Source organism: Alteromonas sp. MmMcT2-2 (assembly GCF_022348305.1).
Taxonomy (GTDB): domain Bacteria; phylum Pseudomonadota; class Gammaproteobacteria; order Enterobacterales; family Alteromonadaceae; genus Alteromonas; species Alteromonas macleodii.
The window spans coordinates 1-26,566 of the sequence record NZ_JAKRFA010000007.1 but is presented as its reverse complement, the minus strand read 5'-3'; the positions used below and the strand labels follow the sequence as shown (position 1 = coordinate 26,566).

Genomic DNA, 26,566 nt, shown 5'->3' with positions numbered 1-26,566 from the left:
ACATGCAAGTTATGGTTGAACTGTCGTTGTACCCATTGGTTAACGAATACATTCCACCTATTCAAGATTTCATTGATAGGTTAAATAGTTATAGTGATATTACAGTTTCAACAAGCTCAACCAGCACGCAGGTTACAGGTGACTATGGTGTGGTTATGAAAGTACTTGGCGAAGAAATGCAAAGGACCCATGAAGAAGTGGGGCAGGCTATTTTCGTGGCCAAGTTCTTAAACTTCGATGCCATGCAATCTAGAAAACCATCTTAATGGCTAGCTTTTTTTCTGAGTTTACCTCACAAATTGCCGCTACTTCGCTTTTAGAGTGGGTAGCGGTTGTCCTCGCTATTGCCTATGTGCTGTTAGCCGCTAAACAGAACAGCTGGTGTTGGCTGTGCGCCTTTGTGAGTACCGCAATTTACACCTGGCTATTTTGGCAGGTGACTTTGCCATTTCAGTCTGCGCTTAACTTCTTTTACATGATAATGGCGGGATACGGCTATTATCAGTGGTCGAAAGGGGCGGAAAACGGCGATGTTAAGCCAGTGCTTTATTGGCCGTTCTGGGCTCATTTGCTCATTGTGCCGAGTATGTTATTGCTCGCTTGGGTTCTGTCTGTGGTGGCAGGCTCACAGTTCAATAGTGAGTACCTACTATTAGATGCGAGCATTAATTTATTGAGTGTAGTCACAACATTTATGGTGGCGCATAAAATCCTGCAAAACTGGGTTTATTGGTTTTTCATCAATTTAGCGTCCGCCTATTTATACCTGCAAGTGGGTTATGCATTATCTGCTTGCCTGTTCTTAGGCTATGTTGGTTTTGCGGTATTTGGGTATTACCAGTGGCTAGTACAATATAAAAAACAAGGTGAACAGGTTGGATATCATCGCCACGCTGCAAAAGGCGCTTAATCTTAGCGACAGTGCGAAAATTTCGTCACACCCTGCTGGAGCGGTAAATCACGTTTACCGCGTTCAAGAGCTCGCAGATAGTCAGTTACCCTTGATTGCAAATAACCTTCAAAGTAGTGGGCAACCAAAGTCGGATCATAACCCTGTCGACTTAGCGGTGAAATGGATGGGCGATGATGACTTTAGTGGGGTTAATCGTGCGCACCAATTTGCTTTGCAGCAACAGCTTTATAGGTTGGGGGTAGCGCCGCAACCTGTATGGTTAAGTGATGATGAAACCATCTGGGTTGAGCAGTGGCTAGAGCACAGTGACAGTGCGACGCTTTCAATGCTCGAGCTGGCCAACACCCTCGCTCGTATTCATTCTTTGCCCATTACCGCTAGGCCATTAGATTTAGCATCAAGGTGGCAGCATTATATTGATGTTGCACAGCTCGATATGAGCAGTGGGCTTTATTTAAAAGCCCAATCATTGCGGAAACAAGTAATAAAAAGTGAACAAGACGATGACAACTATGTGTTATGTCATAATGACTTGCTAACTAATCACGTATTACTGAGCGCAGATAACTCACTCAAAATTATTGATTGGGAATATGCCGCCATGGGAAACCGCTACTTCGATTTAGCAAGTTGCTGCCTTATCAATAAACTTGAAATTAATGAAAGTAGAGAGCTCGTTAAGCATTACGCCAAGCTAATGAATATCGATGAGCACGACGCGATAGCGAAATTTGATCTGCACACCGAGATTGTCGCTATCACTAATGACCTGTGGTTTGCTGCGCTTAACGCCAATAAAGTCTAATTGTCATAAACTGCTCCGTATTTAAAAGTGACGCTGCATAAAAGTCGGTTTAAAAGCGGGCATTAAGACAAAACACAGGTGATGGATAAAGCCTATTTGGTGTTATTCGATTGAAAAAACAGCGCATTGCGTGTTAATTAAGCATGCAGTGCATGGTAGTGATAAAAAGGCTTTACCTTTTTAATGTCATCCGTATAATGCACATCGCGCTAGGGGTGTAGTTCGAATTGGTAGAACAGCGGTCTCCAAAACCGATGGTTGGGGGTTCGAGTCCCTCCACCCCTGCCACTTTCTCTTCTTGTGAACGTTTACGTTCAAATCCTAAATCGTTTCTTTGTTAAATTCTTCTTCAATTTTATTGGTTTTTGTTGCTAGTACTTAATTTGCTGCAGCTGTTTTATTTCCTCTTATACCAAGGGCTAGGCATTATAAATTCGCGAATAATGCTTAAGAATCAACCCTTATGAATTAACGCTTGAGCATTAAACAGCAAGTACAATCCGAGCAAAAGAACGCGATAGTTATTCAACCAAGCCTGCAACTTTAGTAAACTAAACAAATACAATGAACTATCCACGTTAGGTGTTTTTGCGCAATGTCTCTTACTTCATATCAGCAGGCGGTTTTACAGGAAATGGGGATCCCGGTTTGGATCACCAAAGACGCCTACACTGAGCTAAAGCAGGAAGACCAAGCGAAACAAAACAATACTAATGCAGTACAACGCAACGTCGGCACTGCTAGTAGTTCATCGGCACAGTTACCCTACAGCCAAAACGCTCGAACCAATAAGCCGCCTTCAACGCCAATATCTCAAGAAGAAAAGCAATCACGTCTTGCTCAGTTGCGGGCAAATGTTGGCAGTAGCGCGAAAGGTAAGGCTAAGCCTAAAGACGGCGGGGCAGCAAAACTTTCTACGCCTGGCACGTCGCAAAATGAAGAGAAAGTAGGGCAAACCGAAACAGGTGCTTCACAGTCACACAACACTTCTACGTCTTACGACAATGCAGTTGCCTCGCATGAGTCTTCAACAAAGCCTACTGGCGTAAACGGGCCGGTATCGCCAGAAGGTATCCCGTTAAGTGCCGAACAGAAAGCGAAATCACAGCAATGGCTAAAAGACTTGCAGCTAGCCTGTGTTCAGTTGGGTATACCGTCACAGTGGGCTAACACCATAATGATTGGCCGTACGCTATCGGTAAGCGAAACGGCCATTATATTGCCAGCCACACCGCTTAAACTCTCAACTGTGCAAAAACGGGAGCTGTGGGCGCAGCTTATTAGCGCAGCACGCGCATTAAACCACTCCGCTAACGGACAGTAGTCGCGTCGATGAAGTTAACAATCGTACCGCCACAAGGCTTTAACGAGCACATTGAACTTGCGCATGCTATCCATCAAGAGGCACACGTGTCGCCTTGGAAACTAAGTACCTTCGCAGACTGTTTCACGAAACCCTATTACGGGGTGTTTGCCTTTGAAAATGACAAGATTGTTGGCTATGCCATCATGCTTGAGGTCGTTGATGAAGCTACGCTGATGGATATTGCGGTAGACAGTGGCGCAAGAGGCAAGGGGGTAGGTCGCGCTTTAGTTGATTTTGTCATTGAGACATCGGTAAAAAATGCAATGCGTGAAATGTGGCTAGAAGTGCGTGAAAGTAACCATACTGCTATTGCGCTTTACGAGAGCTCGGGGTTTCAGCATATAGAAACCCGCAAAAACTATTACACCGTAAAAAGTAATGATGACGGGAATGACAAGAGTAATGGAAACAGCGCACAAAAAGAAAACGCTAAAATCATGAAGTGGACAAACCCTGCCTTCTAATATTCCCGTATAGCAAAGTTTCCACAAGGTTTGAAAAAGTTGACCATTTGGTCGATAAATTGGCGTGTTTACACGGTCAGGAAGGTTTTAATCCCTTGCTAATTCACTTATATTTGCGCCCTCAAAATTCTCCGCCTACATTCAGCTTACCAGGCGGTAGAAACTTCTCTTAACGCAGTTCGTGTAATTGGATTTTTTAAAACGCATGTCTTCATCATCGGTGGCGGAAAAAGAGCAATCAAAAGGCATTAAAATGCTTTTGGTTGCGGTGTTGTGTTTAGGACTTAACTGGCCAGGCATGAAATTAGGGCTTGAGATTGTAGGGCCTGTATGGATGGTGTGCTTGCGCTTCTTGTTAAGCCTTCCAGTACTCGCGCTGTTTGTACTTATCACCAAAAAACGTTTACCGGTGCTCAATCGTAAAGATCGCTCGGTGGTGTTTGTCGTTGCCTTTTTTCAGTTTATCCTATCAATGGGGCTTATTACTGTCTCACTGCAGTTTATTCCTGCCGGCACGGCCAGTATTCTTATTTACACTACACCGCTTTGGATGCTGCTTATCGACACTCTATGGTATCGGCAACGTCCGCCTTCTAAGCGATTAATTCTAACCGGTATATCTACCATCGGCTGTGCAATGATTTTGTTTGCTTCGGGACAACCAGGAGCATGGCTACCGCTCTTTGGTATGTTGCTGGCATCTGCATTGTGGGCGGTCGCTATTCGAAGAGTGTCTTTTCATAAGTGGAAGGGAAGCGTCATTGAAGCTGTCTTCTGGCAGTTTACCATCGCAGGTTTCGCCATGCTTGCTATTGCACTGATAGTTGAACCAACACCTAATTTTGGGGCTTACGATATAAGCGATTGGTTACTATTGGCGTATATTGGGCCAGTGGCAACGGGTCTCGGTTTTGGCCTCATGGTAGCGGCGGGGCCTAAATTACCCCCAGATAAAATTGTTCTTATTAGTACACTCACGCCGATAGTTGGCTATGTAAGCTCTGTGATATTGCTCAAAGAAACGCTACTGCCTATGGTTATGGCCGGCGCAATATTGATGATAGCCGCGCTAATAGTAAATGGCCTCCCCCAAAGCACACTTAAAAAAATATTAGGTAAAGGCCACGCGAAATAAAGGTAAGTTAAAGGGTTAGTCGAGGCTGTATAAAATCTAAAAACGCAGAGATACGAGACGATACTGCACTATTTTTGTAGTACACCGCTTGTACCGACTCTCTGCGGTTTGGACTGACGATACCGTCGCGAAATAGCGCTACCAGCGAGCCTGCACTGATATCTTTGTGTACCATAAAGTGAGAAAGTAACGCGATACCTTGACCTGCCAAGCACAGCTGGCGAATAGTTTCGCCGCTTGACGCACGAAGACTGTACTGCAAGTTAATATCTTGCTTGAGCGGCCATTTATTTAGACTTGGTGAGTCGCTAAAGCCAATCAGTTTGTGTTTGTTTAGCGTGTCAATTCCATCCTCACCTTCAGATATGGGATATTTTTCAAGATACTGTGGGCTTGCCACAATATGCAGCTTACTTTTTCCTAAACGTCTAGCGTGCAAGTTAGAGTCGCTTAAATCACCAATACGTATTGCGATATCGGTTTTATGTTCCAACAGGTCGATAATGCTGTCGTGACTGGTGATATCGAGTGTTATGTCAGGAAATGCTTCTCGAAATTCACCCACTAACGGCGCTAGCTGATGAAATACAAACGGGCTCGCAGCATCGACCCGAAGTTTTCCAGAAGGGGCGCGCTTTAATAGCCGTAATGCTTCTTCACCTTTTTCTAATATGTTTAGCCCGTCTCTGGCATATTGCAGGAAAAGCTCACCTTCTTCTGTTAGTTCCAACCGTCTGGTAGTGCGATTCAATAAGGTTACATCTAAGCCATCTTCAAGACGGGTAACCGCTCTACTAACTTTTGCAACCTGCTGATTGAGTAGATTGGCAGCACTGGAAAAACTACCTGTATCCACAACGGTTAGGAAGGCTTCTAAATCTTCAGTTTTTGATGAGACTGGCATCGCACACCTTATATTTTCAAATATCGCAAAAGTATTTTGTCATTAGTACTGTTTTTTGCAAATAAATTTATCGTCAAACTTTACGCACTTTATTAATGGCTTTCAAAAAACGGTGTAGTTATTCGTTCTAGAAGCCATGGTGGCGTTGTTAATCAAGCCATCTCGTTAATTACTTTTTGAGGATAATTGAAATGCCTATTGCATTATTTGCGTTAACGTTAAGTGCGTTTGCTATTGGCACAACAGAGTTCGTGATAGTGGGGCTTGTCCCCACCATTGCTACTGATCTTGGCGTTACGTTACCGAGCGCAGGCTTACTGGTAAGCTTGTACGCCGTTGGTGTTGCCGTTGGCGCACCGGTTCTTACCGCCCTTACGGGTAAGTGGAATAGAAAGCATGTTTTGCTTAGCTTAATGGCGCTATTTGTGGCTGGTAATATTCTTGCTTGGCAAGCGCCTAGCTACGAGAGCTTAATTTTAGCTCGCATTTTGACAGGCTTAGCGCACGGTGTGTTCTTTTCCATAGGGTCAACTATTGCTACAGGGCTAGTGGCGAAAGAAAAAGAAGCCAGTGCTATTGCCATTATGTTTACGGGCTTAACCGTAGCCTTGGTTACTGGCGTACCTTTGGGGACCTGGATTGGTCAAAACTTCGGTTGGAGAGCAACCTTCCTTGTGGTTTCCGCGCTTGGCACACTTGCGCTAATAGGCAGTGCGTTGCTGATACCGAACAATCTTAAACAAAGTAAACCGGCCACCTTGAGTGAACAAATGAAGGTGTTGGTTCAGCCTCGTCTGGTATTAGTGTATCTAATGACGATATTGGGCTATGGCGGCACATTTACGGCATTCACCTATCTCGCTCCTATATTGCAGGAAGAGGCGGGGTTTGCGCCCTCAGCCATCAGCTTAATTATGCTGGTTTACGGTGTATCTGTCGCGGTAGGCAATATTTATGGCGGCAAGCTTGCTGACAAAAAAGGGCCAATCCGCGCGTTAACTATCATCTTTTCAGCCCTTGCAGTCATCTTGTTTGCCCTGACGTTTACCATGGGCAGTAAAGTTGCCGCAGTGATCACCGTTTTAGTGTGGGGCGCCTTTGCCTTTGGCAATGTTCCGGGACTTCAGGTGTACGTTGTTCAATTAGCAGAGAAGTTTACCCCTAATGCTGTTGATGTCGCTTCAGGTTTAAATATCGCGGCATTTAACATTGGCATAGCAGTGGGTTCAATTCTGGGCGGTGCAATTGTAGACGGCATGCAGTTATCTGATACCGCGTGGATTGGTGCAATTATTTCTGTTGCAGCGTTACTTGTTACGCGTTACAGCGGCTACTTAGACAAGCGCGCACTCAGTACTGCGAATACGGCGAATAACACAACGAGCGCGTAGGGAGGTCATAATGACGACGAATACCTTTGATAAGCTTGCACAACACACGTTCTCAGTAGGTGTAGAGCTTCCGCTAGATAACGACTGGGCGCATTTCGACGCCACAAAAGGTACGCCATTCGGCGTACCTGATATGACCGAGCATCACAGCCGTATTCAACTAGCCGACAAACTAGGGTTTAAAGCAGCGTGGGTACGAGATGTACCGGTTTACGACCCTAGCTTTGGTGATGCAGCTCAGGTTTTCGAAACCTTCACTTACCTGGGCTATTTAGCAGGTATCACAGACAATATTCTAATAGGCACAGCCGCTGTTGTTTTGCCTCTTAGGCAGCCATGGCTTGTTAAAAAGGCGGCAGCAACGGTGCAGCGCCTAAGTAACGACCGCCTTATACTCGGTGTAGCCAGTGGGGATAGACCGGTTGAGTATCCGTTGTTCGATGTTGATTTTGACAGTCGCGGCGAGCACTTCAGGCAGTCACTGGAAATTGTAAAGCACGGTGAGAATTCCCTTAAGCCTGGCATGTCGCTGTTACCGCGCTCAACCACGCCGCCTTTGTACGTTGCAGGGCTCGCTCAGCAAAGCCCTCAGTGGGTTGGAAAAAATATGGACGGTTGGTTGGCGTATCCAGGTACAGCAAACGACCATGCAAAGCGCGTAGAACTATGGCGAAATGTCGCGGGCAATAAGCCTTACGTTAGTTTTATTCATCTCAACTTGGTTGAAGACGATGAAGCGCCCATAAAACGCCACCGATACGGAGTTGAAACTGGTGTAAATGGGCTTATCAAAGAACTCAATGCAATGAAAGAAGCGGGTGTTGATCATATTGGCCTGCACTTCAGACGTAATACGCAACCAGTCGAAGACGCGATGCAGCGCATTGCTGACTACGTATTACCTCAGTTTCATAAATAACGGAACCAACAAGGAGGCATCATGCCGAATTTAAATCAGTCACAATCTAAAATTCCTTCGCTAGGTGTAGGCACGTTTCGCTTAAAAGACGATGAAGCCTATAACAGCGTGACAATGGCACTTGAGGTGGGTTTCCGTCATATTGATACGGCGCAAATATACGGCAATGAAGAAGCGGTAGGTCGCGCTATTAAAGACGCTATTGCAAACAACCTTGTTGCACGTGAAGACCTTTACGTCACCACCAAGGTGTGGAATGACAAACTGAATAAAGCAAGCTTTGTGGATAGCGTAAAAGAGAGTTTGGAAAAGCTTCAACTGTCGTACGTTGACCTGCTACTTATTCATTGGCCGTCACCGGAAAACGGCGAAAGCATGGAAGAGTACCTAGGTGAATTGCTGCGCGCTAAGGAGCTGGGACTCACAAAAGAAATTGGTATTTCTAACTTTACCGTGGCACAAATTGAAGAAGCGGTGAGTATCTTGGGCGAGGGCGTTATTTCCACGAATCAGGTAGAGGTACACCCTTATCTTACTAATGAAAAAGTGCGTGCAGCGTGTGAGAAACACGGTATCACAGTAACAGGATATATGCCGTTTGCTGTTGGCAAAGTGTTAAAAGACGAGACCATCATTGCAATTGCAGATAAGCACGGCGTGAGCACTGCTGAGGTAGTGGTAGCCTGGGAGCTGGCCCATGGTTTAGTCACTATTCCATCGTCGACCAAGCGCAAGAATCTAGAAACCAATTTCAAAGCGCTTGAACTTACCTTAGGCGCTGACGATATCGCAAAGATTGACGCGCTAGATTGTGGCGACCGTCAAGCTAACCCAGATTTTTCACCTGCGTGGGACTAATTTAATGTTGCCAAGCGCCAACTGGCGCTGGCTTCATTTTTACCCACAATCAAGTAAACGTGTGGTGTCGTGTAGCCTGGAATTTGTTAAGTAGACTGTGTACGACATAAATTACGCACAGGCTAAGTGCAATAGCTACGACTACTGATGAAAAGCGATACAGCGCACTATAAATAATATCCTGTTGTGGAGAGAGTGACTGGCCGTACAAAATGCCAAATGTGGTAAGTACGCCAAAGCCAGTGCCAGCACCACCACCGCTAAGCACATGCTGGCGGCTGATGAAAAATACCAATATCCATAAGCTGAAACTTGCGAAAAACAACGTGTCACTGTAGTTGAGCAAAATGAGCTGGGCGAGCAGGGCAAGATTACACCCAATTAGCGTGCCCAGCGCTCGCTGCCAGCCACTCAATGTGGCTCCTTTCCAACACAGTGGAAAAAGAATCAATACACTTGCTGCTTGTGCTGATATCGAATCTACTAAGTCGAAGGTTTGAAATACAGCAAACGATAGCGTGGCGACAGTGGTGCATAATATGACTTCGTGGCGAATACTTGCTTTATCTTTTGCCGCTTTGGGTAAAGGCGTGCGCGGCTCCTCATCGGGAAAAACAATATGCAAAGCGAATGCAATTATCAATGCCAACAGAATTGCACCGATGTTTGATATCACTAATGCGTAGATATCTATTCCATCGCTGCTGTAGCTGGCAAAGTGTAGCTGCAGCGAAAGTCCTACAAGGGAAAACGCACCGAATAAATACAGCGTACCTTTACTCATTTGCCAAAACAGAAAAGCGAAAGTGATGGCGATTAGCGGCGTGATCAGCAATGGGTGGCTTCCGAACAAGCCGTATACCACTAAAACAGCCGCCGCCGGAAAGATAGTTGCGGCAAGAAATTGTCGAATAATGTGACCATTTAAAACGGCTACCAGTCCAAGCAACAAAATAGGGTACAAGGTAAAAAATATCGGATTAGGCCAATCCAGCGCTTTCGATATAGCAAAGCCCAACGTGGCGCCGGAGGCGATCCTAAGCATCTGCTGGACATCATTTTTACTTAGCTGTGAATCCATAATTTAAGTCTAATAAATGAAGTGCAGCAGGCTTATAAAGTGAATTTGAATGTTCGCTGCCACACTTTCAATAGGGTTGTCTGGAACTATCTGCACGGTAGCGCGAGCGCCACTGGTGAGGTGGCTTAACGATATTTCTTGTTCTTCAAGCTTAATGTGGACACGTTGGCGCTGTGCATCTCGTACCCATCGATTCGACTTTTCAACGCTTGCAAGGGTGCCGTTGGCGGCAAGTTGGCCGTCGCTTACACCAGCTTCAAATTCTTCCACTTTAGCTTCAAATACTTTACCCGGTAGTGCATCAAAAACGACGTTAGCGCGAATGCCTTCTTTTACATTGGCGAGTGATTTCTCTCGAAAATCTGCAACCACATCTAGCGTGTTATCGACAACTGAGGCAAGGGGCGTACTTTGTTTAGCATAAGTGCCTTGAGTTACCTGCATGTTTGCCATTATGCCGTCATGCGGTGCTTTAATTTTGGTATAGGCTAAGTTCAACTCTGCCCGTTTAACCGCATTTACCGCTTCTAGATATTTTAGATTTTTGTCACCTTGCTTACCTCTTGCAACAACTTGCTGGTTTAGATCGGCTTCAAGCGCACTAATTTCAGCTTCAGCGCTTTTAAGTTGCGCATACGCTTTGTCCACGTTTTGTTGAGATACCGCTTTAGTTTGAACTAAGGAATTGAGTCGTTGAAATTCACTGTTGCGTTCGTCGTAAACCGCCGATGCAGCCTCTATTTTGGCTCTAATTGCTTCCGCTTTCGCATCTATCTGAGCATTCTCTAACTCTACATTTGCCAAATCAATTTGCGCCTTTTCAAGGGCAATTAGGTAAGGTGTCTCATCAATGACAAATAAAACCTGCCCTTCCTTTACGGTTTGGTTATTTTTGACAAGCACCTCATTTATCGGCCCATTTATCTGAGGAGAGATTTGCGTGACCTGATGATAGACTCTCGCCTGTGGTGTCATTGGCATGCGTATATCTGCAATAATAAAGTAGATAAAGCAGATGGCAAAAGCGACCAAAGCCAGCTTTATGTACCTAGCAAATTCCTGATCTGGGGTTCGTTGACTCACTTAAGTGACTCCAATAATTTTGCGGCATTAACTTCAATTTTTTGAACACATTTAGCCATAATGCGTAACTCTTCTTCAGATACTCCTGCGTACACTTCATCTCGCAGCACCATCAATGTACTTTCGATATCATTCATTCGACCTTTGCCCATATCTGTGAAGTAAAGTAAGCGACTTCGTTTGTCGTTAGTATCTGTAACGCGTTTGATTAACCCGGTAGTTTCGAGCTGTTTAATTGTGCGAGTTAAGCTAGGCATTTCTATTTCCAAGCTTTCAGCCACCATCTGTTGCGTACAGCCCTCACCAAGTAACGACATATGAATCATTACGCGCCATCTAGACTCTGTAAGGTCGAGATGAGCGACCGATTCAGTGACAGTTCTTCTGCACTTTTGCGCAGTGCGGGCAAAAAGCGCAATAAGTTGAAGTGGCATAGGTTCTGAAAATGACATGTAAAAACCGTTGATTTACTTAGCATGCTAACTATTTTATTTGTTTAGCATGCTAAGTAAATGTCATTGAGATGAGAAAGAGATTTTGCAAGTTGAGCGTGAATTGAACGGGGGGAAGGCTCTCCATTGAGCAGGAAAATAGGGCAATTTGTCTTACGGTGCCTGAAAATTAGGCATACTCTCTCAGTCCCTTTTAAGTTAATGCAGCCTTTGTGGTGTGATTAAAGCGTTAATAACGACTTTAGCTTTTTGAGATATCGACGGCTCACGGGAACTGAATCTCCCGTCTTCATTAGAAGCGTAGCAAGGCCATTATCCAAGAGTTTAATTTCCCCAACGCATGATAACCTCACCAAGTATTGCCGGTGACACCGAACAAGCGCGGTTCTCTCTTCTAAGGTTTTCAATGTGAGCTGCGTGTCTGCTTGTTGTTCTAGCGATCTAACATGTACGCCCGACACATCGCTGTAAGCAAAATGAATATCAGATTCGGGTAGCAGTAATATGCGCTGATGACCTACGCAAGGAATATGTACTAACGTGGGGGAGGCAATAGCGTCAATGTCAGTTTGGGGCTGAGTTCTCTTTTTAAGCCTGGCAACTGTTTTATCAAGCCGCTCTGGTTCCACAGGTTTGAGCAAGTAATCAAACGCGTTATCTTCAAATGCCTGAAGGGCATACTGTTCAAATGCGGTGACCAGCACAACATAAGGCATGGTGTCTAAATCAAGCATAGCCAGCATATCGAGTCCAGAGAGCTGGGGCATTTCTATATCAAGAAATATTACATCCGGACGGTGTTGTTTAATTAATGCCAACCCCTCTATGGCGTTCGCGGCTTCCCCTAAGACATGTACTTCATTGGTTTCGTTGAGTAACTGGCAAAGCTCCTCTCTGGCGAGCGGTTCATCGTCAATAACAAGCGCGCGAAATGCTGAGTTCTTAGTCATTGTTAGCCCTGATGAGAATGATAGTGAGTGTGTGGAATGGAAAAGGACATCCGAGTGAACTGGTTAGTTCGACACTCGATCACCAGGCCTGCTCGTTGACCAAACTGATGAATAAGCCGTTTATCTACAATATCCATCCCTAAACCTGCGTGTTGTTTTTTTGTAGGTTTGTACAAGCCAGCATTATCTTCAACGAGAATGTGAATGTGGTTATCTGTTGTACATCGTACATTCAAAGTTAAATGCCCACCCTCTATTCGTTGGGCGATACCGTGTTTAACCGCGTTCTCAACCAGTGGCTGTAACGTAAAACTTGGTAGAAGCGCTGACATGGCAGCATCGTCACACTTGATGGTAACCTGTAGGCGTTCGGCAAAACGCGCCTTCTCGATTGCCAGATAAGCATTAACGTGGTCAATCTCTTCTTTTAGTGTCACCACCGCGGTGTTTTGCTTTAAGTTTATTCTAAAAAAGCGTGACAAGCTTAGCACGAGCTCTCTGGCCCTTTTGGGATCGCGACGAATAATAGCGCTAATCGTATTGAGCGCGTTAAATAGGAAATGAGGGTTGACCTGTGCATGCAGCAGCTTGATTTCAGACTGTGAGAGCAGATCTTTTTGCTGCTGATACGCGCCGTAAACAATCTGACTTGACAGTAATTGAGCGATACCTTCTGCCATTGACAGGGTAACCGTCGACATAAACTTCCGTTTGGGTTCGTAAAGCTTAATGGTACCTACCACCTCAGAGCCTGAGTGAAGTGGAATAATCAACACTGAACCCAGCGGACAACTTTTGTTTAATGTGCACTGATAAGGGCGCTCAGCGCCATCTAAATGGACTATTTTGTTATTGTTCAGTGACTCCATCGTACTTGATGACGATATGGGGGTGTTTGGTAGGTGATGATCGGCACCCGTTCCGATAAACGCCAGAATCTTTTCTTTATCAGTAATCGCTACCGCACCCACATTCGTTTCTTCATAGATAATACGTGCTACTTTTTCTGCATTAACTGGGGTGAATCCAGATGTGAGCACGCCCACTGAGCGATCTGCTATGGATAGTGCACGTCGTGAAAAAGTGGCAGAGTACTTTTCAAAAATCGTTTTTTTGTCAGATAAGATACTGATAAAAAGTGCGGCCCCCACAGAATTTGCAATGACCATAGGTGCGGCTATCGCGCTGACCAGTGCGTAAGACTTTTCAAAAGGCTCGGCAACGGTAAGCAGTATAGCCATCTGAAACAACTCTGCTATGAAGGTAATGACACCAACTTTCCATGGGTTGAAAAGATCTAGACTTTTGTTCTGGCGAACATAGTAAACGTGCATGAGGCCGCCAATAAGACCTTCCAGCGTGGTGGAAATAGCGCAGGCAACATCAGTAAAACCACCCAATGAATAACGATGGAGGCCGCCGGTCAATCCTACGGCAAACCCAACTACTGGACCGCCTAGTAATCCTCCTATAACTGCCCCAATGGCTCTGGTATTGGCAATGGCGTCGTCTATTTGCAGACCAAAATACGTGCCCAGAATACAAAAGGAAGAAAAAACTACATACACCAAGTAGCGGTGTTTGCGATGAGAAGAAATGCTGAGAATAGGAAGAAAAAGCGGTGTTTTACTCAGCATATATGCGAGCACAAGATACACACACATTTGTTGAAGTAGCGAAAGTATGAGTTCCATGCTTGCCAATATTACCGCCGGTTAAAAATGAGCCTCATTATAACCCATGTCAAAAGTACAAATTAAATAGCCGCCCTATATAAAGGGCGGCTCATCATATTACACGTGTTTAGTGTAGGTAGTTACGCGTCTACCGGTTGGGAGGGCTTTTCAACATTCACAGATGATGGCTCAAGCGGCGCTTCACCTTTCCCCTTGGAAATTCGAATGACGTAAACCGTGGTTATTAGCGATGCGATAAGCCCGATGGTTGTCGATACATTCATCGCCATACCGAAACCCAAGGTGTCGTTGTTTAGAATAAAGGTAACGCAAACGGCCGTCATAAATATTGCTGGTACCGTAGTTATCCAGTGCAGTTTATTATGTCTTAGTAAGTATGCAGATGCGGTCCACAGCATCATGACGGCTGTTGCTTGGTTGGCAAATCCGAAGTAGCGCCAAATAACGCCGAAATCGACTTGGGTAAGAATACCGCCAAGCACAAACAATGGGGCGGCCATGAACAAGCGGTTACGTATACCTTTTTGTTCAACGTTAAAGTACTCGGCCATGATAAGACGACTTGAGCGAAATGCGGTGTCGCCAGACGTAATAGGAAGAATAACCACGCCAAGAAAAGCCAGTACGCCACCAACAACACCTAAAAGACCGAATGATGAGGCATAGACAACGTTTCCAGGGCCACCATTGGTAATAGCTGCCGATAGTCCTTCTAAATTGTCGAAGTAAGAAAGGGCAATGGCACACCAGATAAGGGCAATCACACCTTCACCTATCATTGCACCAAAAAACACAAAACGTCCGTTCTTCTCGTTCTCCATACAGCGAGCCATAAGCGGGGACTGGGTGGCATGAAATCCAGAGATAGCGCCACAAGCGATAGTGATAAAGAGCGCTGGCCAAAGAGGCATATCGTTAGGATTTAAATTCGTCAGCATATCACTTGCCGTGAATTGGCTAAGTATCGAGTGCTGGTCAGAATAGCTGGCCGCGGCTAATAATCCCACCGACATGAAAATAAGAAGGGCTCCGAAAAACGGATAAAAACGACCAATAATTTTATCTACGGGAACAATGGTAGCCAAAATATAGTAGGCAAAAATAATGGCGACCATAGTGCCAACTTCAACATGCCATGATGTCTGATCATTAACGAGATTTGTGATCATGCCTGCGGGCGCTGAGACAAAAACTACACCTACCAGTAGAAGCAGCACAATAGCGAACAAGTTCATAAAGTGCTTAGCGCCTCGGCCCAAATAACGGCCAGATAAGCTAGGCACAGATTCGCCATTGTTGCGAACTGACAGCATGCCTGAGAAATAGTCGTGAACAGCGCCGGCAAAAATGCACCCTAATACAATCCAAAGCATGGCAGCTGGGCCATACAGTGCACCCATAATAGGACCAAATATAGGGCCTACGCCAGCAATGTTCAGAAGCTGAACGAGATACACCTTCGGTGTAGACATGGGAACAAAGTCTACGCCGTCTTTTTGGCTATGTGCAGGAGTGGGGCGTGCTGGTGTGACGCCAAATACCTTCTCAACAAAGGCGCCATATATAAAGTAGCCAGCAATAAGCGCGGCTACGCAAATTAGAAACAATATCACAGGGCGTTGTCCTTATTTTTATAAATAGGGTTTATAAAAAGGGTCTGTCACTTGTGTTGTAAACGGTGTGTACAACAATGTTTGAAATAGGTTAACGATGTGAAAGTGTGTATGCATGAAAAAAAGCAGTGAGTGGTCGCATAGCAAATTAAGCGGTAGGGAGTATGTAATTTCGCTCTACTGTTACGTGCAGTAAAATGCTAAAATCCGCGCAATTAATTACCAAGCCGTATCAAGCGTTTTACCGCAATACTGAATTTGCGCGGAAAAGCATTGCTTATCCGTTATGAAACGCGCCTGTAAGTAATTGATTTACAGGGATAATAGATAACGAAGATAAGTATTGATGTCAGATAAGAAGCTTCTAGAAGAGATTAAAAAGCGACGTACGTTCGCAATCATATCGCACCCTGATGCCGCCCAGCCTTTCAACGCTTAAAACCACCTTTCATTGCACACCACAATCACATCTCTACGTACTGAATTTAAAGGCTTTTTGTCTTTTTCTCGTTTCTTTGCTTTTCAATGATGTTCAAGCGTAACCTCGGAAAGTGTGTACAAACTTGAGTACAAATCGCCATATTTACCGTTTTTAGCGAAATTCCATGACACAAACCTGGCTGTAGGCCTTGTGGTTACTGGGTTTGACGTAAAAAGTACTACCGTTAAAAAGAGTCTCTTTTTTTGGTAAATGTTTTCTTCTGTACCAAATTACAAAATTTAATGAGGGAGTTTATTATTGGTGTAATTTTTGCTTTAGTGTTTGTTTTTGAAGATGCTTGAAGCGAACCAATACGGTTATTTCTAATTGAGATATCAGACTTACCTTCAAATTTAGTTGCTGTTAACACCATCATTTTGCACTTTATTTTCGACCTGTGTGTACAAAATTTCCTGTAACTGTGTACAAACTTCCTCTTTGTTGCACTTATCTTCTGGCGATTTGACGCGAGTTCTTCTGTAGCCCATGCTGTATAAGGGCTGAGCGACAAAAGTACTTAGGGAGTTTGATGCGTCAGTTCGCGATTATCAGCGAGAGTATCGCTCTTTTGTCGATGACAAAAATCTCCTTCTACTTATATGTAATTATGTATCAGGTCATGGCTTTTGATATGTAATGGCTAATCGAATTTGTGTTATTTGAGTTACTGTGATATGTTTTTGTATATAATTATTCTTAAGTGATGCATTAAGGCGTATCGAAATGAGCTATGTAACAGAGCAGATACTAGAAAGTCTTCGAGAAGCTCGGGTACGAAAGGGGTTTAGCCAGAGAGAGTTAAGTGCTCGTTCGGGTGTGCCTCAAAGCCATATTTCGAAAATCGAGTCTGGCAGTGTTGATTTAAGAATATCCAGTTTGATTGCACTTGCCCGTGTACTAGACCTAGAGCTATTGGTTGCGCCTAAAAAGTCTGTACCTGCCATCAAGTCGATCATTCGAAGTGGCCAAGGTATTAACGGCATCAGCGATGAGGGTGAGCCAATGTCGCCCGCGTATCAGTTAGAGGAAGACGACGATGACTAACCATGTCTCTACGCTCAACGTATTGCTCTATGGTGAACCGATCGCAACGATCACCAACGTGGGTAATGACAGAACACTTTTTGCCTTTATGGATTCGTACATTAATGACGAATCGCGGCCTGTGTTAGGGCTTGGCTTTAAAGATTCGCTCGGTGGCCTGCTGACTAGCTTCAAACCTACCCAAAATAAGTTAACCCCGTTTTTCTCCAACCTTTTACCAGAAGAAACCATGCGTAATTACCTGGCTGAGCGTGCTGGTGTGAACCCAGCACGGGAATTTTTTCTATTGTGGGTACTGGGGCAGGATCTGGCTGGAGCGATCACGGTTGAGCCTGCGGATGGTGAAGCCTTACCACCTAATGTGCATCAAGGTATTGAAGATAAAACGAAAATAGATGCTCCAATGCGTTTTTCATTGGCGGGTGTGCAATTGAAGTTTTCAGCCGTGCAACAGGCTAACGGCGGCTTGACCATTCCAGCAACTGGTAAAGGTGGCTCTTGGATTGTGAAGTTGCCGTCATCTCGATTTGACGCTGTGCCAGAAAATGAATATTCGATGATGGAACTGGCTCGATTGCTTGGGATGGATGTGCCAGAGACTCAGCTACTTTCCATTAACCAGATTGCTAATATCCCAGATGGTATTGGTAAATTTGGTGATGCTTTTAAAAATGCTCAGGCGTTTGTGATCAAGCGCTTTGATCGTGCAGGTGATCAAGCCGTACATATTGAAGATTTTGCGCAAGTGTTTGGCGTCTATCCTCAAGATAAATACAAAAAAGCGAGTATGCGCAATATTGCTCAGGTTATCGGCATCGAAGGTCAAGACGAGGACATCGCAGAATTTACACGCAGATTGGTGTTCAATACGTTAATTGGTAATGCCGATATGCATTTGAAGAATTGGTCTGTGATTTACAAAGACAAGCGCACCGCATCGATTGCGCCTGCTTATGATTTTGTCTCGACTATTCCTTATATCCCCGATGATAGTGCATCGCTGAAGGTGAGCCGTAGCAAGAAATTCAGTGATTTCACGCTGGATGAGCTGTCACACTTAGCGGCTAAAGCCATGTTGCCAGAAAAATTGGTGTTAGATACCGCAAAGCAAACTGTAGCATGCTTCCATGAGGTATGGGCGAAAGAAAAAGCGCATTTACCCCTTACTAAGTCAGTGATTGAAGCCATCGAAACGCACTTACGAAGCATACCGCTACGCTAAATTCCTAGTAGCTAGAGCGTGCATATCTATAAAGATGGTTTAACTTAATGCGATTTTACGGCGCTTTTCGCCGTAAACTGGAAATTTGGTAAACTGCACAATGATACCGGTGTCATGATAAGGCTGATCTTCTGAACAAATCATGCATCTTTCTGACCATCAACAAGTGATGAATCAGGCGATGATAGCTTTACATTGATTTTCAGGAGAATGCAGATGACAGCAGTAGCGCACCAGGTAACCCCTTTTCTAACATCTTACGAAGTGATGGCTCGTTACCACATTAGCTATACGACGCTCTGGCGAAGAATAAAAGATGGCAGCTTGCCGCAACCTCGTATTAACCGAAATACGCGAAATAAGCTGTGGCACATTGAAGACTTGGAAGAGTATGAGAAGAAAGAGGACTGAGCCTCTTTCTTTTACTGTCCGAAACGCCAGTTGAACGGAAAGCCTGTCGGCTCGATGATGGTTTCTAGCTGTTGATACCAAACGTCGTAAGCATGACGCATTTCATCCAGGTACTGATATTGGTTGTAGATAGCATCCAACCCTTTTTTGCTGTGGCCAATCATCAACTCGGCAACTTCTTGCGTCGTGATGGCAGACATTCGCGTTCGCATCGTTCTGCGAAGATCATGCATAGACCAGTGTTCCATCTCAATGCCAAGTGACCTGCGAGCCCAGATTTTCACATTGTTAGGAATAGTGGTATCAAAGCCATTTGTGGCAAGCTTTTCTTGTCCGTTCGCGGGAAACAAGTAAGTTGATTTGCTCATCTGCATCGCCAGTTCAATCAGCTCGATAGCAGGCCTAATCAATGGCCGCATGATCGGCGCTCCAATTTTCTCACCTTGTTTGCGGATCTCTATGGGCACTGTCCACATTGCAGATTGCAAGTCAAAGTGATGCTTTTCAGCTTGAATGAGTTCGCCCTTGCGCCCTCCCAATAAGAGAAGCAGTTTTATGTAGATGCGATTCTTCTCAGTGATTTTTGACTCATGCAAATAGCGCCAAAGTATCCTTATCTCGTTGTCATTTAGCACCCGAGTTCGTTTGCCTTTCTTACCGCCAACCTTTTTTGCTGTGATCCCAGCGGCAGCGTTAATTTCCAAAATTTGTTCATCAATCAGCCAGTCATAAAACTTGTGCAGCACAGACACCAGACGTTCTGTGTTTGAAGGGGACGACTCCGAAACCTCACGAAGACAGTTTCGCAAGGACAATTCATTGATGTCAGTTAATGGGTACTTGCCAAGTCGGGGCAGCAAATATATTTCACTGCTGCGTTTTTGGTAGTGCCACGTTTTCTCCTTTAGCCCTTGCTTACCGGCAGAGTCTATCCAGTCTCGAAAAATCGATTCGAAGCTTTGGTTGGCAGAATACTTGGCCCGTTCCTGCTGTAGGTAGAGCTTGGGGTTTCTGCCCTGATCAAGTACCGCCCTTAACCTATCCAGCTCATTCCTAGCTTCAGCAAGCTTCATAAGTGGGTAAGTACCTATGTCTACCCGCTGTTGCTTGCCATCAAACCGATAACGAAACTGAAAAACAATTTTGCCCTTGGGCGATACCCGAGCACTTAGCCCATCTCGGTCGGCTTTTACTACGGTTTCTTTTGCTTCTTTATTTAACCTGGCATCGAGCCAGCTAACTGATAACGCCATGTTATAAGCCCAGCCCTAGTTTTGATTTTAATGATTGTTTACGTGATTCTGCTTTGGGTTCTGGCGCTGTACTCTTAGAAGTAACTTCACCATCTGGTGCAAGACCATCCACCGGTACAGATGTCGTGGATAGATTGGGTTGGCTCATGTGAATTAACCCAAAGGTGGCCAGCATCCGCAGACGCTCAGCGCGTTCCCGTGGCGGCGTCTTTTCTAATTCTTTGAGCAGTTCAGGGTGGCTCCCTGGGGGAATGTTGACGACAACTCTCATAATCAGGCCCCATAAAACCAGAAGCCTCGGACGTTCGCCAAAACAGACTGTTCCGGCACGATGATCTTGCTTCGTGAAAAAATCTCCTTGGCCGCTTCCTTATAAGCCATGGCTCCACCTCCGGCGATCAATACCAAGTCCGCATTGATGCTTTCGTCACGCATGGATTGGCGCATGGCTGTAAGAGCAACAGGCGCTACCTTTTTCATGGCAGCATTCAGATAAGGTGAAATATCGACTTTTTCTCCAAATAGCAGCACCTGCAAGTCGCCGGTTCTCATGGCTTTTTCAAGTCGATCCATTCCGACTTTGGCACCGTGATCTTCCGAAATCAGCTTATCAATGGTTTCCAGTAGCACGGACATTGCCTGAAGACTGGTTCCAGATGAGCTGTAGCGAATTTCTCCGGCCTCAAGGGCAACCCAGTCAACAGAAAAAAAGCCGGGATCTATGACGACGACACGACCTTCTTCAATCAAGCCCAAATCACCACCTGTTTGAACCAGATCCATATAGGCACCGGCAGGCTGCGGCAACACTTTGACGTCACGAACGGTGATGCTGCGCTTAGGCGTCACTTGATGGACACCTTTTAAACGCTGCACAAGGTCAGACTTACGTTGTGGTTCATGAAACTGGGAAACCGGTAATCCAGTGACAACCAAATCGATGGATTCTGTTTCAGCCATTAACAAGGCGGCATGAAAAAGCGCCTTATAGGTTTTTGTGGTGGGATATTCCGGGTGAAGCTCTCGTTCCCAGCTTTGAAGGCGTCCAGCTGGCACACCGGCGGCCCAACGCTCATTATCGACAGATACATACAAACAAGTTTCATCATCGCCTCCACCGATACGCTCCGGCATACGATCCGCAGGACCGGCTCCCGCAGGCAGAATAATGGTTTTCGGTTCACTGCCTGATTGGCCAATAGCCAGCTTCAGGTTCGAGTAACCGATATCTACGCCTAATACAAACATACTTATCTCCTGTGCACTCAAAGTGCTCTAACGGTTTTCAATCAACCGCGCTGGTCACGCTTGGGCATGCCCAAGTGCTCTGGCGGTTCACTCAAATGTCATTATCAGGATTCGGTGCACTGGCGGTGGGCAGAAAGGTGACAAATCCTTTCATCTATCTGCCTATTGCATTTTCGCAAAAGTATGAGAATAGGCGCTGTTTGGCGGCGGATGACTGAGCCAAAAAAATCGATACGCCAAACGTCGTTTGCATTCTGGCCTGAACTTGCCAAACGGTTTGTATTTTCATGGCAATACGTCTTTTTAGGCGTTTTTAAGTGAAATCGGCCTGTATCCCTTGTCAGGTATGGGATTGCGCGAGTTGATTTATATCGAGACGCCAAACAGCGATTGTTACGGCAGTTTTACGTTTGGCGTTTCGATCCAAAAGCCAAACGGATAGTGGTTTTGGCTTTTGGGGTTAATTGGATGGGGAAATTGGTTTGGTAGAAATCGTCAATGAACAATGGAAATCAGAAGTATCAAATTTATTGCAGCAAGAAACGGACAGGCTAAAAGCGCTGGCACGAGCTGAAGTTGATGACTTTTGGGTTACCCATTACAAGGTTCGTGAAAATACGCCCTTTAAAGATTGGGGGCTGCTTGGTGTCCGTATCAGAGACTTTAAGTATGGCTTTGGCATAGAGTGGTACATCAACAGTTTTCACGGTCAACGAGGCAAGCGCGTGGTCTTTAGTAAGGGACTGCGTATTTCAAAGACGAAGCTGAGATACGCATTTTTGGACTGCCAAGGTTTGGCCAAAGAATGGGAGCTAGCGCTGGCCATGGAGAAAGAGGAATTCTTCAGTGATGTTCGACGCCAAGTTGATAAGCTCAACATGTTGCGTCGCAGAGTGAACGCTTATTGCTAAGTTGTAAATGGTTATAAATGGTTATATCATTCGGTTCTAACCTTAGGGGAGTAGTCTCTCAGTTTTTACTGTGATAACCGTCAACAGTCTCCGAACAGCAGTTCGTGGCGGTTATGTCCATACTTGGATTGACAAGACTTAAGGCAAATGGCGCTCTCGGGGTGGAGAGTCTCGTTTGCCTTTGTCTAAACCACCCCAAGGAAATACTCATGTCACAGCTAACCATCGTTATTACGATCAATCGATTGGCGTCTTATGCCAGTGGAAATACTCGTAAATTTTCATTCAGTAAAGCCATTAAACAACTCCTAAACTGCACCTTCTGTAGTAATACGAGTCATTTTAAAAACGGGAGGTGCGCATAATGTTAGTTGCTTCTTTAGCCATTCTAGCTGGCTTTATTTTATTAGTTTGGAGTGCTGACCGCTTCGTTGAAGGCGCAGCCGCGACTGCAAAATATGCAGGCATGCCGTCATTGCTAATTGGAATGGTCATTGTTGGTTTCGGTACGTCTGCACCTGAAATGGTTGTTTCTGCAATGGCGGCCATTGATGGCAATCCAGATTTAGCCCTCGGTAATGCGCTCGGCTCGAATATCGTCAATACAGGTTTAATTCTAGGGTTAACAGCTATTATTACCCCAATATTGGTGCAATCAAAAATAGTCAGAAAAGAGATCCCTTTATTATTGCTTATTAGTTCTGCGCTCGGTTATTTCCTTTGGGATGGCTCGCTAACACGTTTTGAGTCTGTTCTTCTTCTGGTGGGGTTCTTTACCTTAATTGGCTGGAGTATTTACTCTGCTATGAGAGGTAAAGGGGATAAATTAGAAAGTGAAATGGATCAAGAACTGGTTGAACACGAGATGCCTATCAAAAAAGCTATTTTTTGGCTGGTGATTGGCTTAATTCTTCTGATAGTGAGTTCACGAGTACTCGTTTGGGGAGCAGTGAGTATCGCAGAGGCACTGGGTGTTAGTGATTTAATTATCGGCTTAACGATTGTTGCTTTGGGCACGTCACTCCCTGAATTAGCAGCATCCATTATTGCAGTTAGAAAAGGTGAGCATGATATCGCTATTGGCAATGTGGTGGGTTCTAACATGTTTAACTTACTCGCTGTCGTTGGTATCGCAGGCGTTATATCGCCGATTACAGGTATGTCTTCCGAGGTTATGTCTCGCGACTGGTTAGTTATGATGGGTTTGACAATCGCCTTGCTATTTATGGCCTATGGATTTCGTGGTGCTGGACGGATTAACAGATTGGAAGGCGCAGGTCTGCTAATCGCATTTTGTGCTTACAACACTTGGTTAGTTTCGTCTGTGATTTAATAGCAAAATCAAAAATAATAAGTGGGCATGTGGATTCAACTCACATGCGCACAATGAAAGAGAGAGATATGAAAGATTCATTTATTCAATTTTGGCAAAATCATTCAGAGGCAATAGTAGCGCTTGGTTATAATTTAATCTTGGCTATTGTTATTTTGGTGGCAAGCTCACTTATTGCAAGAGCAGTGCGCAAAGCGATTCAAGACACTAACTCTAAGTTGAAAAAAGTTGACGCGACCCTGATACCAATATTTTCAACCGTAGCCAGTTACGCGGTATATGTCATCGGCGGTGTATTTATTTTAGACATCTTTGGGGTAAATACTGCTAGTCTTATCGCTCTGGTTGGTGCGGCAGGTTTGGCAGTTGGTCTTGCGCTTAAAGATACGCTCAGTAACATCGCAGCTGGAATCATGCTACTGATCCTTCGACCTTTTAAATCTGGAGATTTTATTGAGTTTGGTTCAACTCAAGGGACAGTTAAAGAGATAAATCTTTTTACAACAGTGCTTGAAACTATAGATGGATTGTATATTGCTTCCCCGAATAGCGTCTTATGGGGAAATAATATCAAAAACTTCACCCGTAATGGTAAACGACGGATGGATATTGTTGTTGGTATTTCCTATTCCGACTCCATAGATGACGCGTTTAAAATATTGCAAGGTGTTGCAGAAAATGAATCAAGATTGATGACTGATCCAGCGCCTCAGGTAATGGTTGCGTCCATGGCCGACAGTGCAGTAAATATTCAGCTGAGAGCATGGGCAACAAATGAAAACTATTGGTCAGCTTATTGGGATTTAAATAAACAAGTAAAAGAAGCTATTGAAGCGGCTGGTCTGACGATTCCGTTCCCTCAGCGTACGCTCCACATTATCGAAAACTCAAGCAGCAAATAAAGAGAGCATTACCATACTCGCGGTAACTGGTCCCAGCGTGTTGTATAAGCGGGAGACAAATGCTCTCGCTTCATCGACCAATCTTTCTTCGTACCTTGTCCAGCAAAGAAAACCTTTCCGGCACCGCTTTGGTTAATGGTGTCCAATACAGACATTAACTGCTGGCTATTAGAGCGGATCGATACGTCATCGAATAGTCCTGGTTGAAACATGCCGGGATCGTAAAAGTCAGACAGCATGACGCCCGCTTTGGCATAACGAAAACCATCCTTCCAAATCCGCTTGAGTAAGTGATTGGCCAGCTCGATAAAATCCCGCGTGTCGCAACTGGGGATTAGCAATTCACCCGATGCAGAGTTGCTGTATTGCGGCTCGTTGTCCTTAAAGGGGCTGGTACGTATGAACACGGTCAGCACTTTGGCTTGCTGCTGTTCTTTGCGAAGCTTCTCAGTGGCGCGGGTTGCGTATTCACATACGGCCTCACGTAACAATTCAAATTGCGTTACTTTTACGCCAAATGAACGGCTACAGACGATTTGTTTCTTAGTTGGCGGGATCTCTTCAAGTTCAATGCACGACTCACCATTGAGCTCTCTGACGGTTCTTTCTAAAACCACTGAAAACTGGTCTCTGATGGCTCTAGGAGAGGCATTGGCTAGGTCTAAGGCTGTGGTGATACCTAACGCATTTAATCGCTTAGAAAGCCGTTTACCAACGCCCCAAACATCATCAACCGGGACTAATGCGAGCAATCGACGTTGCCGATCTGGATTGGTCAGGTCTACAACCCCCTGAGTGGCAGGATATTTCTTGGCGGCATGGTTAGCCAGCTTGGCGAGTGTTTTAGTCGGTGCAATGCCTACACAGACGGTGATCCCAATCCAGTGGCCTATGCGCTCTCGCACTTGTTGTCCGAACTCGACAAGGGATAGGACAGACTCAATACCGGTTAAGTCCAAAAACGCTTCGTCAATGGAGTAAACCTCTACTCGTGGTGCCATCTCTTCCAAAGTGCGCATCACTCGACTGCTTAAATCTGTATACAGCTCATACAGTTGGCTAAGAATTCCCGCTAAAAATAGACGAGTAAGTGAGCAACCATTCTGCCGCATGGGTTGCTGGCGTCTAACACCAGAAAAATCACCCAGCCCAACCCGCTGTCTATTTTTTAAGGTGGGCATTCATCTACATGTCTAATTTTTTACCAATTTGATCGCTAAGATGTACTAATTTGATTACCGAGGGAGACTGACGGACTAATTACTTAGGGGCTTAATCGTACAATCTCCACTCGACACCACACAACTCACTTCTGGACATTTCTGAGTTGCATTTTAGCTAATTTAGAAAAACATGAATTAGATAAAGTATGGAAATTTCAAATCAATATGAGGCGGACATGAAGAAATTGAAAAAAGTAGCTTAACTGGGTTGGTCAATTTTGGTTGACCACGTCATGTTCCGGTGAGTACGCAAGTCATTGGCGCTAACGAATATGAAGGTCACTTTGCTTTTGACTTACTCTATAACAACTCTTCAGATATACAGCCTAATACCTTATCGACCGATACGCATGGTACCAATAATGTTAACTTCGCTATATTAGATTTCTTTGGTTACACATTCGCCCCTCGATACGCGAAAATGAAAAAGGTGTTTTTTGAGCTATTTGAAGTGACTGAAGAGAACGGAGGCCGTATTCAATTAAAGAAAGATATTAATCATAAGCTAATTGCTGAAGAATGGGACAATATTCAGCATATTGTTTGTTCATTGAGTCGTAAAACCACCACTCAAAGCACAATCATTAGAAAGTTGAGTAACGGCAAGAGCCGAAGATTGTCAGCATTGCATGAGTACGACCGTTTAATTAAATCTATTTATGTTTTGGAGTATGTTGATAATTCAACGTTGCGTCATTACGTCCAGCAAGCCTTGAACAGAGGTGAAGCATACCATCAGTTAAAACGTGCTATTACTTCAGTTAATGGCAATAAATTTCGTGGGGGGAATGATTACCAAGTATCACAATGGGGTTCTAGGGATTTTCCCCTCTAAAAAGACTTAATCCTCTGTAGACCACACCAATAAATGGCTGCGGAGGTGGGTTACTACTTATAAGTGTGGCAA

27 protein-coding genes and 1 tRNA gene are annotated in these 26,566 nt (G+C 44.8%); 17 read left to right on the top strand and 11 right to left on the bottom strand.

Annotated elements, in window-relative coordinates:
- Positions 1-2 precede the first annotated feature (2 nt).
- The 7 genes from MHM99_RS06090 (at position 3) to MHM99_RS06060 (ending at position 4,683) form a co-directional block, all read left to right on the top strand.
- Positions 3-266 (top strand): hypothetical protein, encoded by a 264-nt coding sequence (locus MHM99_RS06090; protein ID WP_239218550.1) that lies wholly within the window; start codon positions 3-5, stop codon positions 264-266.
- Positions 266-910 carry a nicotinamide riboside transporter PnuC gene (gene pnuC / locus MHM99_RS06085; protein ID WP_239218548.1) on the top strand — a complete coding sequence of 215 codons (645 nt, stop codon included), beginning with the start codon at positions 266-268 and terminating at the stop codon, positions 908-910. Before MHM99_RS06090 ends, pnuC begins: the two co-directional genes overlap by 1 nt.
- Entirely contained in the window at positions 876-1,718 is an 843-nt protein-coding gene (locus MHM99_RS06080) for a phosphotransferase (RefSeq protein WP_239218546.1), read from the top strand. Before pnuC ends, MHM99_RS06080 begins: the two co-directional genes overlap by 35 nt.
- 211 nt (positions 1,719-1,929) lie before the next feature.
- Positions 1,930-2,006, top strand: a tRNA-Trp gene (locus MHM99_RS06075).
- 307 nt (positions 2,007-2,313) lie between these two features.
- On the top strand, positions 2,314-3,042 hold the full coding sequence (locus tag MHM99_RS06070; RefSeq protein WP_239218544.1) for an alanine acetyltransferase: 729 nt from the start codon (positions 2,314-2,316) through the stop codon (positions 3,040-3,042).
- A gap of 8 nt (positions 3,043-3,050) precedes the next feature.
- Positions 3,051-3,548 carry a ribosomal protein S18-alanine N-acetyltransferase gene (gene rimI, locus MHM99_RS06065; RefSeq protein WP_239218542.1) on the top strand — a complete coding sequence of 166 codons (498 nt, stop codon included), beginning with the start codon at positions 3,051-3,053 and terminating at the stop codon, positions 3,546-3,548.
- A 205-nt stretch (positions 3,549-3,753) separates the two neighbouring features.
- Positions 3,754-4,683 carry a DMT family transporter gene (locus tag MHM99_RS06060; protein WP_014948714.1) on the top strand — a complete coding sequence of 310 codons (930 nt, stop codon included), beginning with the start codon at positions 3,754-3,756 and terminating at the stop codon, positions 4,681-4,683.
- Between the two features lie 7 nt (positions 4,684-4,690).
- On the opposite strand, the gene MHM99_RS06055 is transcribed toward MHM99_RS06060, so the two are convergent.
- Positions 4,691-5,587 (bottom strand): LysR family transcriptional regulator, encoded by an 897-nt coding sequence (locus MHM99_RS06055; protein WP_239218540.1) that lies wholly within the window; start codon positions 5,585-5,587, stop codon positions 4,691-4,693.
- Positions 5,588-5,778: 191 nt separating this feature from the next.
- Here MHM99_RS06055 and MHM99_RS06050 point away from each other — a divergent pair, with 191 nt between their 5' ends.
- From MHM99_RS06050 to dkgB, 3 genes are read left to right on the top strand one after another with little or no spacing between them, the layout of a single operon-like run.
- Positions 5,779-6,978 carry an MFS transporter gene (locus tag MHM99_RS06050; protein WP_061094514.1) on the top strand — a complete coding sequence of 400 codons (1,200 nt, stop codon included), beginning with the start codon at positions 5,779-5,781 and terminating at the stop codon, positions 6,976-6,978.
- Between the two features lie 10 nt (positions 6,979-6,988).
- The gene (locus MHM99_RS06045) at positions 6,989-7,897 is read left to right on the top strand and encodes a TIGR03571 family LLM class oxidoreductase (protein ID WP_061094515.1); all 909 of its coding nucleotides are present in this window, start codon (positions 6,989-6,991) and stop codon (positions 7,895-7,897) included.
- Positions 7,898-7,918: 21 nt separating this feature from the next.
- Positions 7,919-8,755: a 2,5-didehydrogluconate reductase DkgB gene (gene dkgB / locus MHM99_RS06040; protein WP_061094516.1), complete on the top strand. Its 837-nt coding sequence runs from the start codon at positions 7,919-7,921 to the stop codon at positions 8,753-8,755.
- 49 nt (positions 8,756-8,804) lie between these two features.
- Here dkgB and MHM99_RS06035 read toward each other — a convergent pair whose 3' ends face one another.
- The 6 genes from MHM99_RS06035 to MHM99_RS06010 form a co-directional block, all read right to left on the bottom strand.
- Positions 8,805-9,836, bottom strand: a complete 1,032-nt coding sequence (locus MHM99_RS06035) for a DUF2955 domain-containing protein (protein ID WP_187447336.1) — start codon at positions 9,834-9,836, stop codon at positions 8,805-8,807.
- Between the two features lie 9 nt (positions 9,837-9,845).
- Positions 9,846-10,919 (bottom strand): HlyD family secretion protein, encoded by a 1,074-nt coding sequence (locus MHM99_RS06030; RefSeq protein WP_168463720.1) that lies wholly within the window; start codon positions 10,917-10,919, stop codon positions 9,846-9,848.
- Entirely contained in the window at positions 10,916-11,371 is a 456-nt protein-coding gene (locus MHM99_RS06025) for a MarR family transcriptional regulator (RefSeq protein ID WP_187447337.1), read from the bottom strand. Before MHM99_RS06025 ends, MHM99_RS06030 begins: the two co-directional genes overlap by 4 nt.
- 221 nt (positions 11,372-11,592) lie before the next feature.
- Entirely contained in the window at positions 11,593-12,321 is a 729-nt protein-coding gene (gene btsR, locus MHM99_RS06020) for a two-component system response regulator BtsR (RefSeq protein WP_239218538.1), read from the bottom strand.
- A 2-nt stretch (positions 12,322-12,323) separates the two neighbouring features.
- Positions 12,324-14,015 carry a sensor histidine kinase gene (locus MHM99_RS06015; RefSeq protein ID WP_014975957.1) on the bottom strand — a complete coding sequence of 564 codons (1,692 nt, stop codon included), beginning with the start codon at positions 14,013-14,015 and terminating at the stop codon, positions 12,324-12,326.
- A gap of 122 nt (positions 14,016-14,137) precedes the next feature.
- Complete coding sequence (locus tag MHM99_RS06010) at positions 14,138-15,631, bottom strand: carbon starvation protein A (RefSeq protein ID WP_014948725.1); 1,494 nt, start codon at positions 15,629-15,631, stop codon at positions 14,138-14,140.
- 1,204 nt (positions 15,632-16,835) lie between these two features.
- Here MHM99_RS06010 and MHM99_RS06005 point away from each other — a divergent pair.
- The 3 genes from MHM99_RS06005 (at position 16,836) to MHM99_RS05995 (ending at position 18,789) form a co-directional block, all read left to right on the top strand.
- Entirely contained in the window at positions 16,836-17,156 is a 321-nt protein-coding gene (locus tag MHM99_RS06005) for a helix-turn-helix transcriptional regulator (RefSeq protein WP_000122829.1), read from the top strand.
- On the top strand, positions 17,149-18,378 hold the full coding sequence (locus MHM99_RS06000; RefSeq protein ID WP_015066533.1) for a HipA domain-containing protein: 1,230 nt from the start codon (positions 17,149-17,151) through the stop codon (positions 18,376-18,378). The genes MHM99_RS06005 and MHM99_RS06000 overlap by 8 nt, the downstream gene beginning before the upstream one ends.
- 216 nt (positions 18,379-18,594) lie before the next feature.
- Positions 18,595-18,789, top strand: a complete 195-nt coding sequence (locus MHM99_RS05995; protein WP_000127614.1) for a DNA-binding protein — start codon at positions 18,595-18,597, stop codon at positions 18,787-18,789.
- An 11-nt stretch (positions 18,790-18,800) separates the two neighbouring features.
- Here MHM99_RS05995 and MHM99_RS05990 read toward each other — a convergent pair whose 3' ends face one another.
- The 3 genes from MHM99_RS05990 to MHM99_RS05980 are packed head-to-tail and all read right to left on the bottom strand — an operon-like array spanning position 18,801 to position 21,290.
- On the bottom strand, positions 18,801-20,042 hold the full coding sequence (locus tag MHM99_RS05990; RefSeq protein ID WP_015066534.1) for an integrase family protein: 1,242 nt from the start codon (positions 20,040-20,042) through the stop codon (positions 18,801-18,803).
- A gap of 1 nt (position 20,043) precedes the next feature.
- Positions 20,044-20,313, bottom strand: coding sequence for a hypothetical protein (locus tag MHM99_RS05985; RefSeq protein WP_015066535.1), 270 nt, complete (start codon positions 20,311-20,313; stop codon positions 20,044-20,046).
- A gap of 2 nt (positions 20,314-20,315) precedes the next feature.
- On the bottom strand, positions 20,316-21,290 hold the full coding sequence (locus MHM99_RS05980; protein ID WP_015066536.1) for a ParM/StbA family protein: 975 nt from the start codon (positions 21,288-21,290) through the stop codon (positions 20,316-20,318).
- 464 nt (positions 21,291-21,754) lie between these two features.
- On the opposite strand from MHM99_RS05980, the gene mobI reads away from it, so the two are divergent.
- The 3 genes from mobI to MHM99_RS05965 all read left to right on the top strand — a co-directional run bounded on the left by mobI (position 21,755) and on the right by MHM99_RS05965 (position 24,436).
- Entirely contained in the window at positions 21,755-22,201 is a 447-nt protein-coding gene (gene mobI / locus MHM99_RS05975) for a conjugative transfer protein MobI(A/C) (RefSeq protein WP_041702628.1), read from the top strand.
- 364 nt (positions 22,202-22,565) lie between these two features.
- Entirely contained in the window at positions 22,566-23,534 is a 969-nt protein-coding gene (locus MHM99_RS05970) for a calcium/sodium antiporter (protein WP_015066537.1), read from the top strand.
- Between the two features lie 68 nt (positions 23,535-23,602).
- Positions 23,603-24,436, top strand: coding sequence for a mechanosensitive ion channel family protein (locus tag MHM99_RS05965; RefSeq protein ID WP_015066538.1), 834 nt, complete (start codon positions 23,603-23,605; stop codon positions 24,434-24,436).
- A gap of 8 nt (positions 24,437-24,444) precedes the next feature.
- On the opposite strand, the gene umuC is transcribed toward MHM99_RS05965, so the two are convergent.
- Positions 24,445-25,617, bottom strand: a complete 1,173-nt coding sequence (gene umuC / locus MHM99_RS05960) for a translesion error-prone DNA polymerase V subunit UmuC (RefSeq protein ID WP_239218536.1) — start codon at positions 25,615-25,617, stop codon at positions 24,445-24,447.
- A 283-nt stretch (positions 25,618-25,900) separates the two neighbouring features.
- Between umuC and MHM99_RS05955 the strand changes: the two genes are divergently transcribed.
- The gene (locus MHM99_RS05955) at positions 25,901-26,494 is read left to right on the top strand and encodes a Tn3 family transposase (RefSeq protein ID WP_000107352.1); all 594 of its coding nucleotides are present in this window, start codon (positions 25,901-25,903) and stop codon (positions 26,492-26,494) included.
- Positions 26,495-26,566 lie beyond the last annotated feature (72 nt).

Coding starts and splice junctions, on each gene's coding strand:
- btsR (WP_239218538.1), bottom strand. CDS start 12,321: ATGACTAAGAACTCAGCATTTCGCGCGCTTGTTATTGACGATGAACCG.
- MHM99_RS06045 (WP_061094515.1), top strand. CDS start 6,989: ATGACGACGAATACCTTTGATAAGCTTGCACAACACACGTTCTCAGTA.
- dkgB (WP_061094516.1), top strand. CDS start 7,919: ATGCCGAATTTAAATCAGTCACAATCTAAAATTCCTTCGCTAGGTGTA.
- MHM99_RS05980 (WP_015066536.1), bottom strand. CDS start 21,290: ATGTTTGTATTAGGCGTAGATATCGGTTACTCGAACCTGAAGCTGGCT.
- MHM99_RS06005 (WP_000122829.1), top strand. CDS start 16,836: ATGAGCTATGTAACAGAGCAGATACTAGAAAGTCTTCGAGAAGCTCGG.
- MHM99_RS05985 (WP_015066535.1), bottom strand. CDS start 20,313: ATGAGAGTTGTCGTCAACATTCCCCCAGGGAGCCACCCTGAACTGCTC.
- MHM99_RS05970 (WP_015066537.1), top strand. CDS start 22,566: ATGTTAGTTGCTTCTTTAGCCATTCTAGCTGGCTTTATTTTATTAGTT.
- MHM99_RS05965 (WP_015066538.1), top strand. CDS start 23,603: ATGAAAGATTCATTTATTCAATTTTGGCAAAATCATTCAGAGGCAATA.
- MHM99_RS06055 (WP_239218540.1), bottom strand. CDS start 5,587: ATGCCAGTCTCATCAAAAACTGAAGATTTAGAAGCCTTCCTAACCGTT.
- MHM99_RS06060 (WP_014948714.1), top strand. CDS start 3,754: ATGTCTTCATCATCGGTGGCGGAAAAAGAGCAATCAAAAGGCATTAAA.
- MHM99_RS06050 (WP_061094514.1), top strand. CDS start 5,779: ATGCCTATTGCATTATTTGCGTTAACGTTAAGTGCGTTTGCTATTGGC.
- pnuC (WP_239218548.1), top strand. CDS start 266: ATGGCTAGCTTTTTTTCTGAGTTTACCTCACAAATTGCCGCTACTTCG.
- MHM99_RS06025 (WP_187447337.1), bottom strand. CDS start 11,371: ATGTCATTTTCAGAACCTATGCCACTTCAACTTATTGCGCTTTTTGCC.
- rimI (WP_239218542.1), top strand. CDS start 3,051: ATGAAGTTAACAATCGTACCGCCACAAGGCTTTAACGAGCACATTGAA.
- MHM99_RS06000 (WP_015066533.1), top strand. CDS start 17,149: ATGACTAACCATGTCTCTACGCTCAACGTATTGCTCTATGGTGAACCG.
- umuC (WP_239218536.1), bottom strand. CDS start 25,617: ATGCCCACCTTAAAAAATAGACAGCGGGTTGGGCTGGGTGATTTTTCT.
- MHM99_RS06015 (WP_014975957.1), bottom strand. CDS start 14,015: ATGGAACTCATACTTTCGCTACTTCAACAAATGTGTGTGTATCTTGTG.
- MHM99_RS06070 (WP_239218544.1), top strand. CDS start 2,314: ATGTCTCTTACTTCATATCAGCAGGCGGTTTTACAGGAAATGGGGATC.
- MHM99_RS06090 (WP_239218550.1), top strand. CDS start 3: ATGCAAGTTATGGTTGAACTGTCGTTGTACCCATTGGTTAACGAATAC.
- MHM99_RS05990 (WP_015066534.1), bottom strand. CDS start 20,042: ATGGCGTTATCAGTTAGCTGGCTCGATGCCAGGTTAAATAAAGAAGCA.
- MHM99_RS05995 (WP_000127614.1), top strand. CDS start 18,595: ATGACAGCAGTAGCGCACCAGGTAACCCCTTTTCTAACATCTTACGAA.
- MHM99_RS06035 (WP_187447336.1), bottom strand. CDS start 9,836: ATGGATTCACAGCTAAGTAAAAATGATGTCCAGCAGATGCTTAGGATC.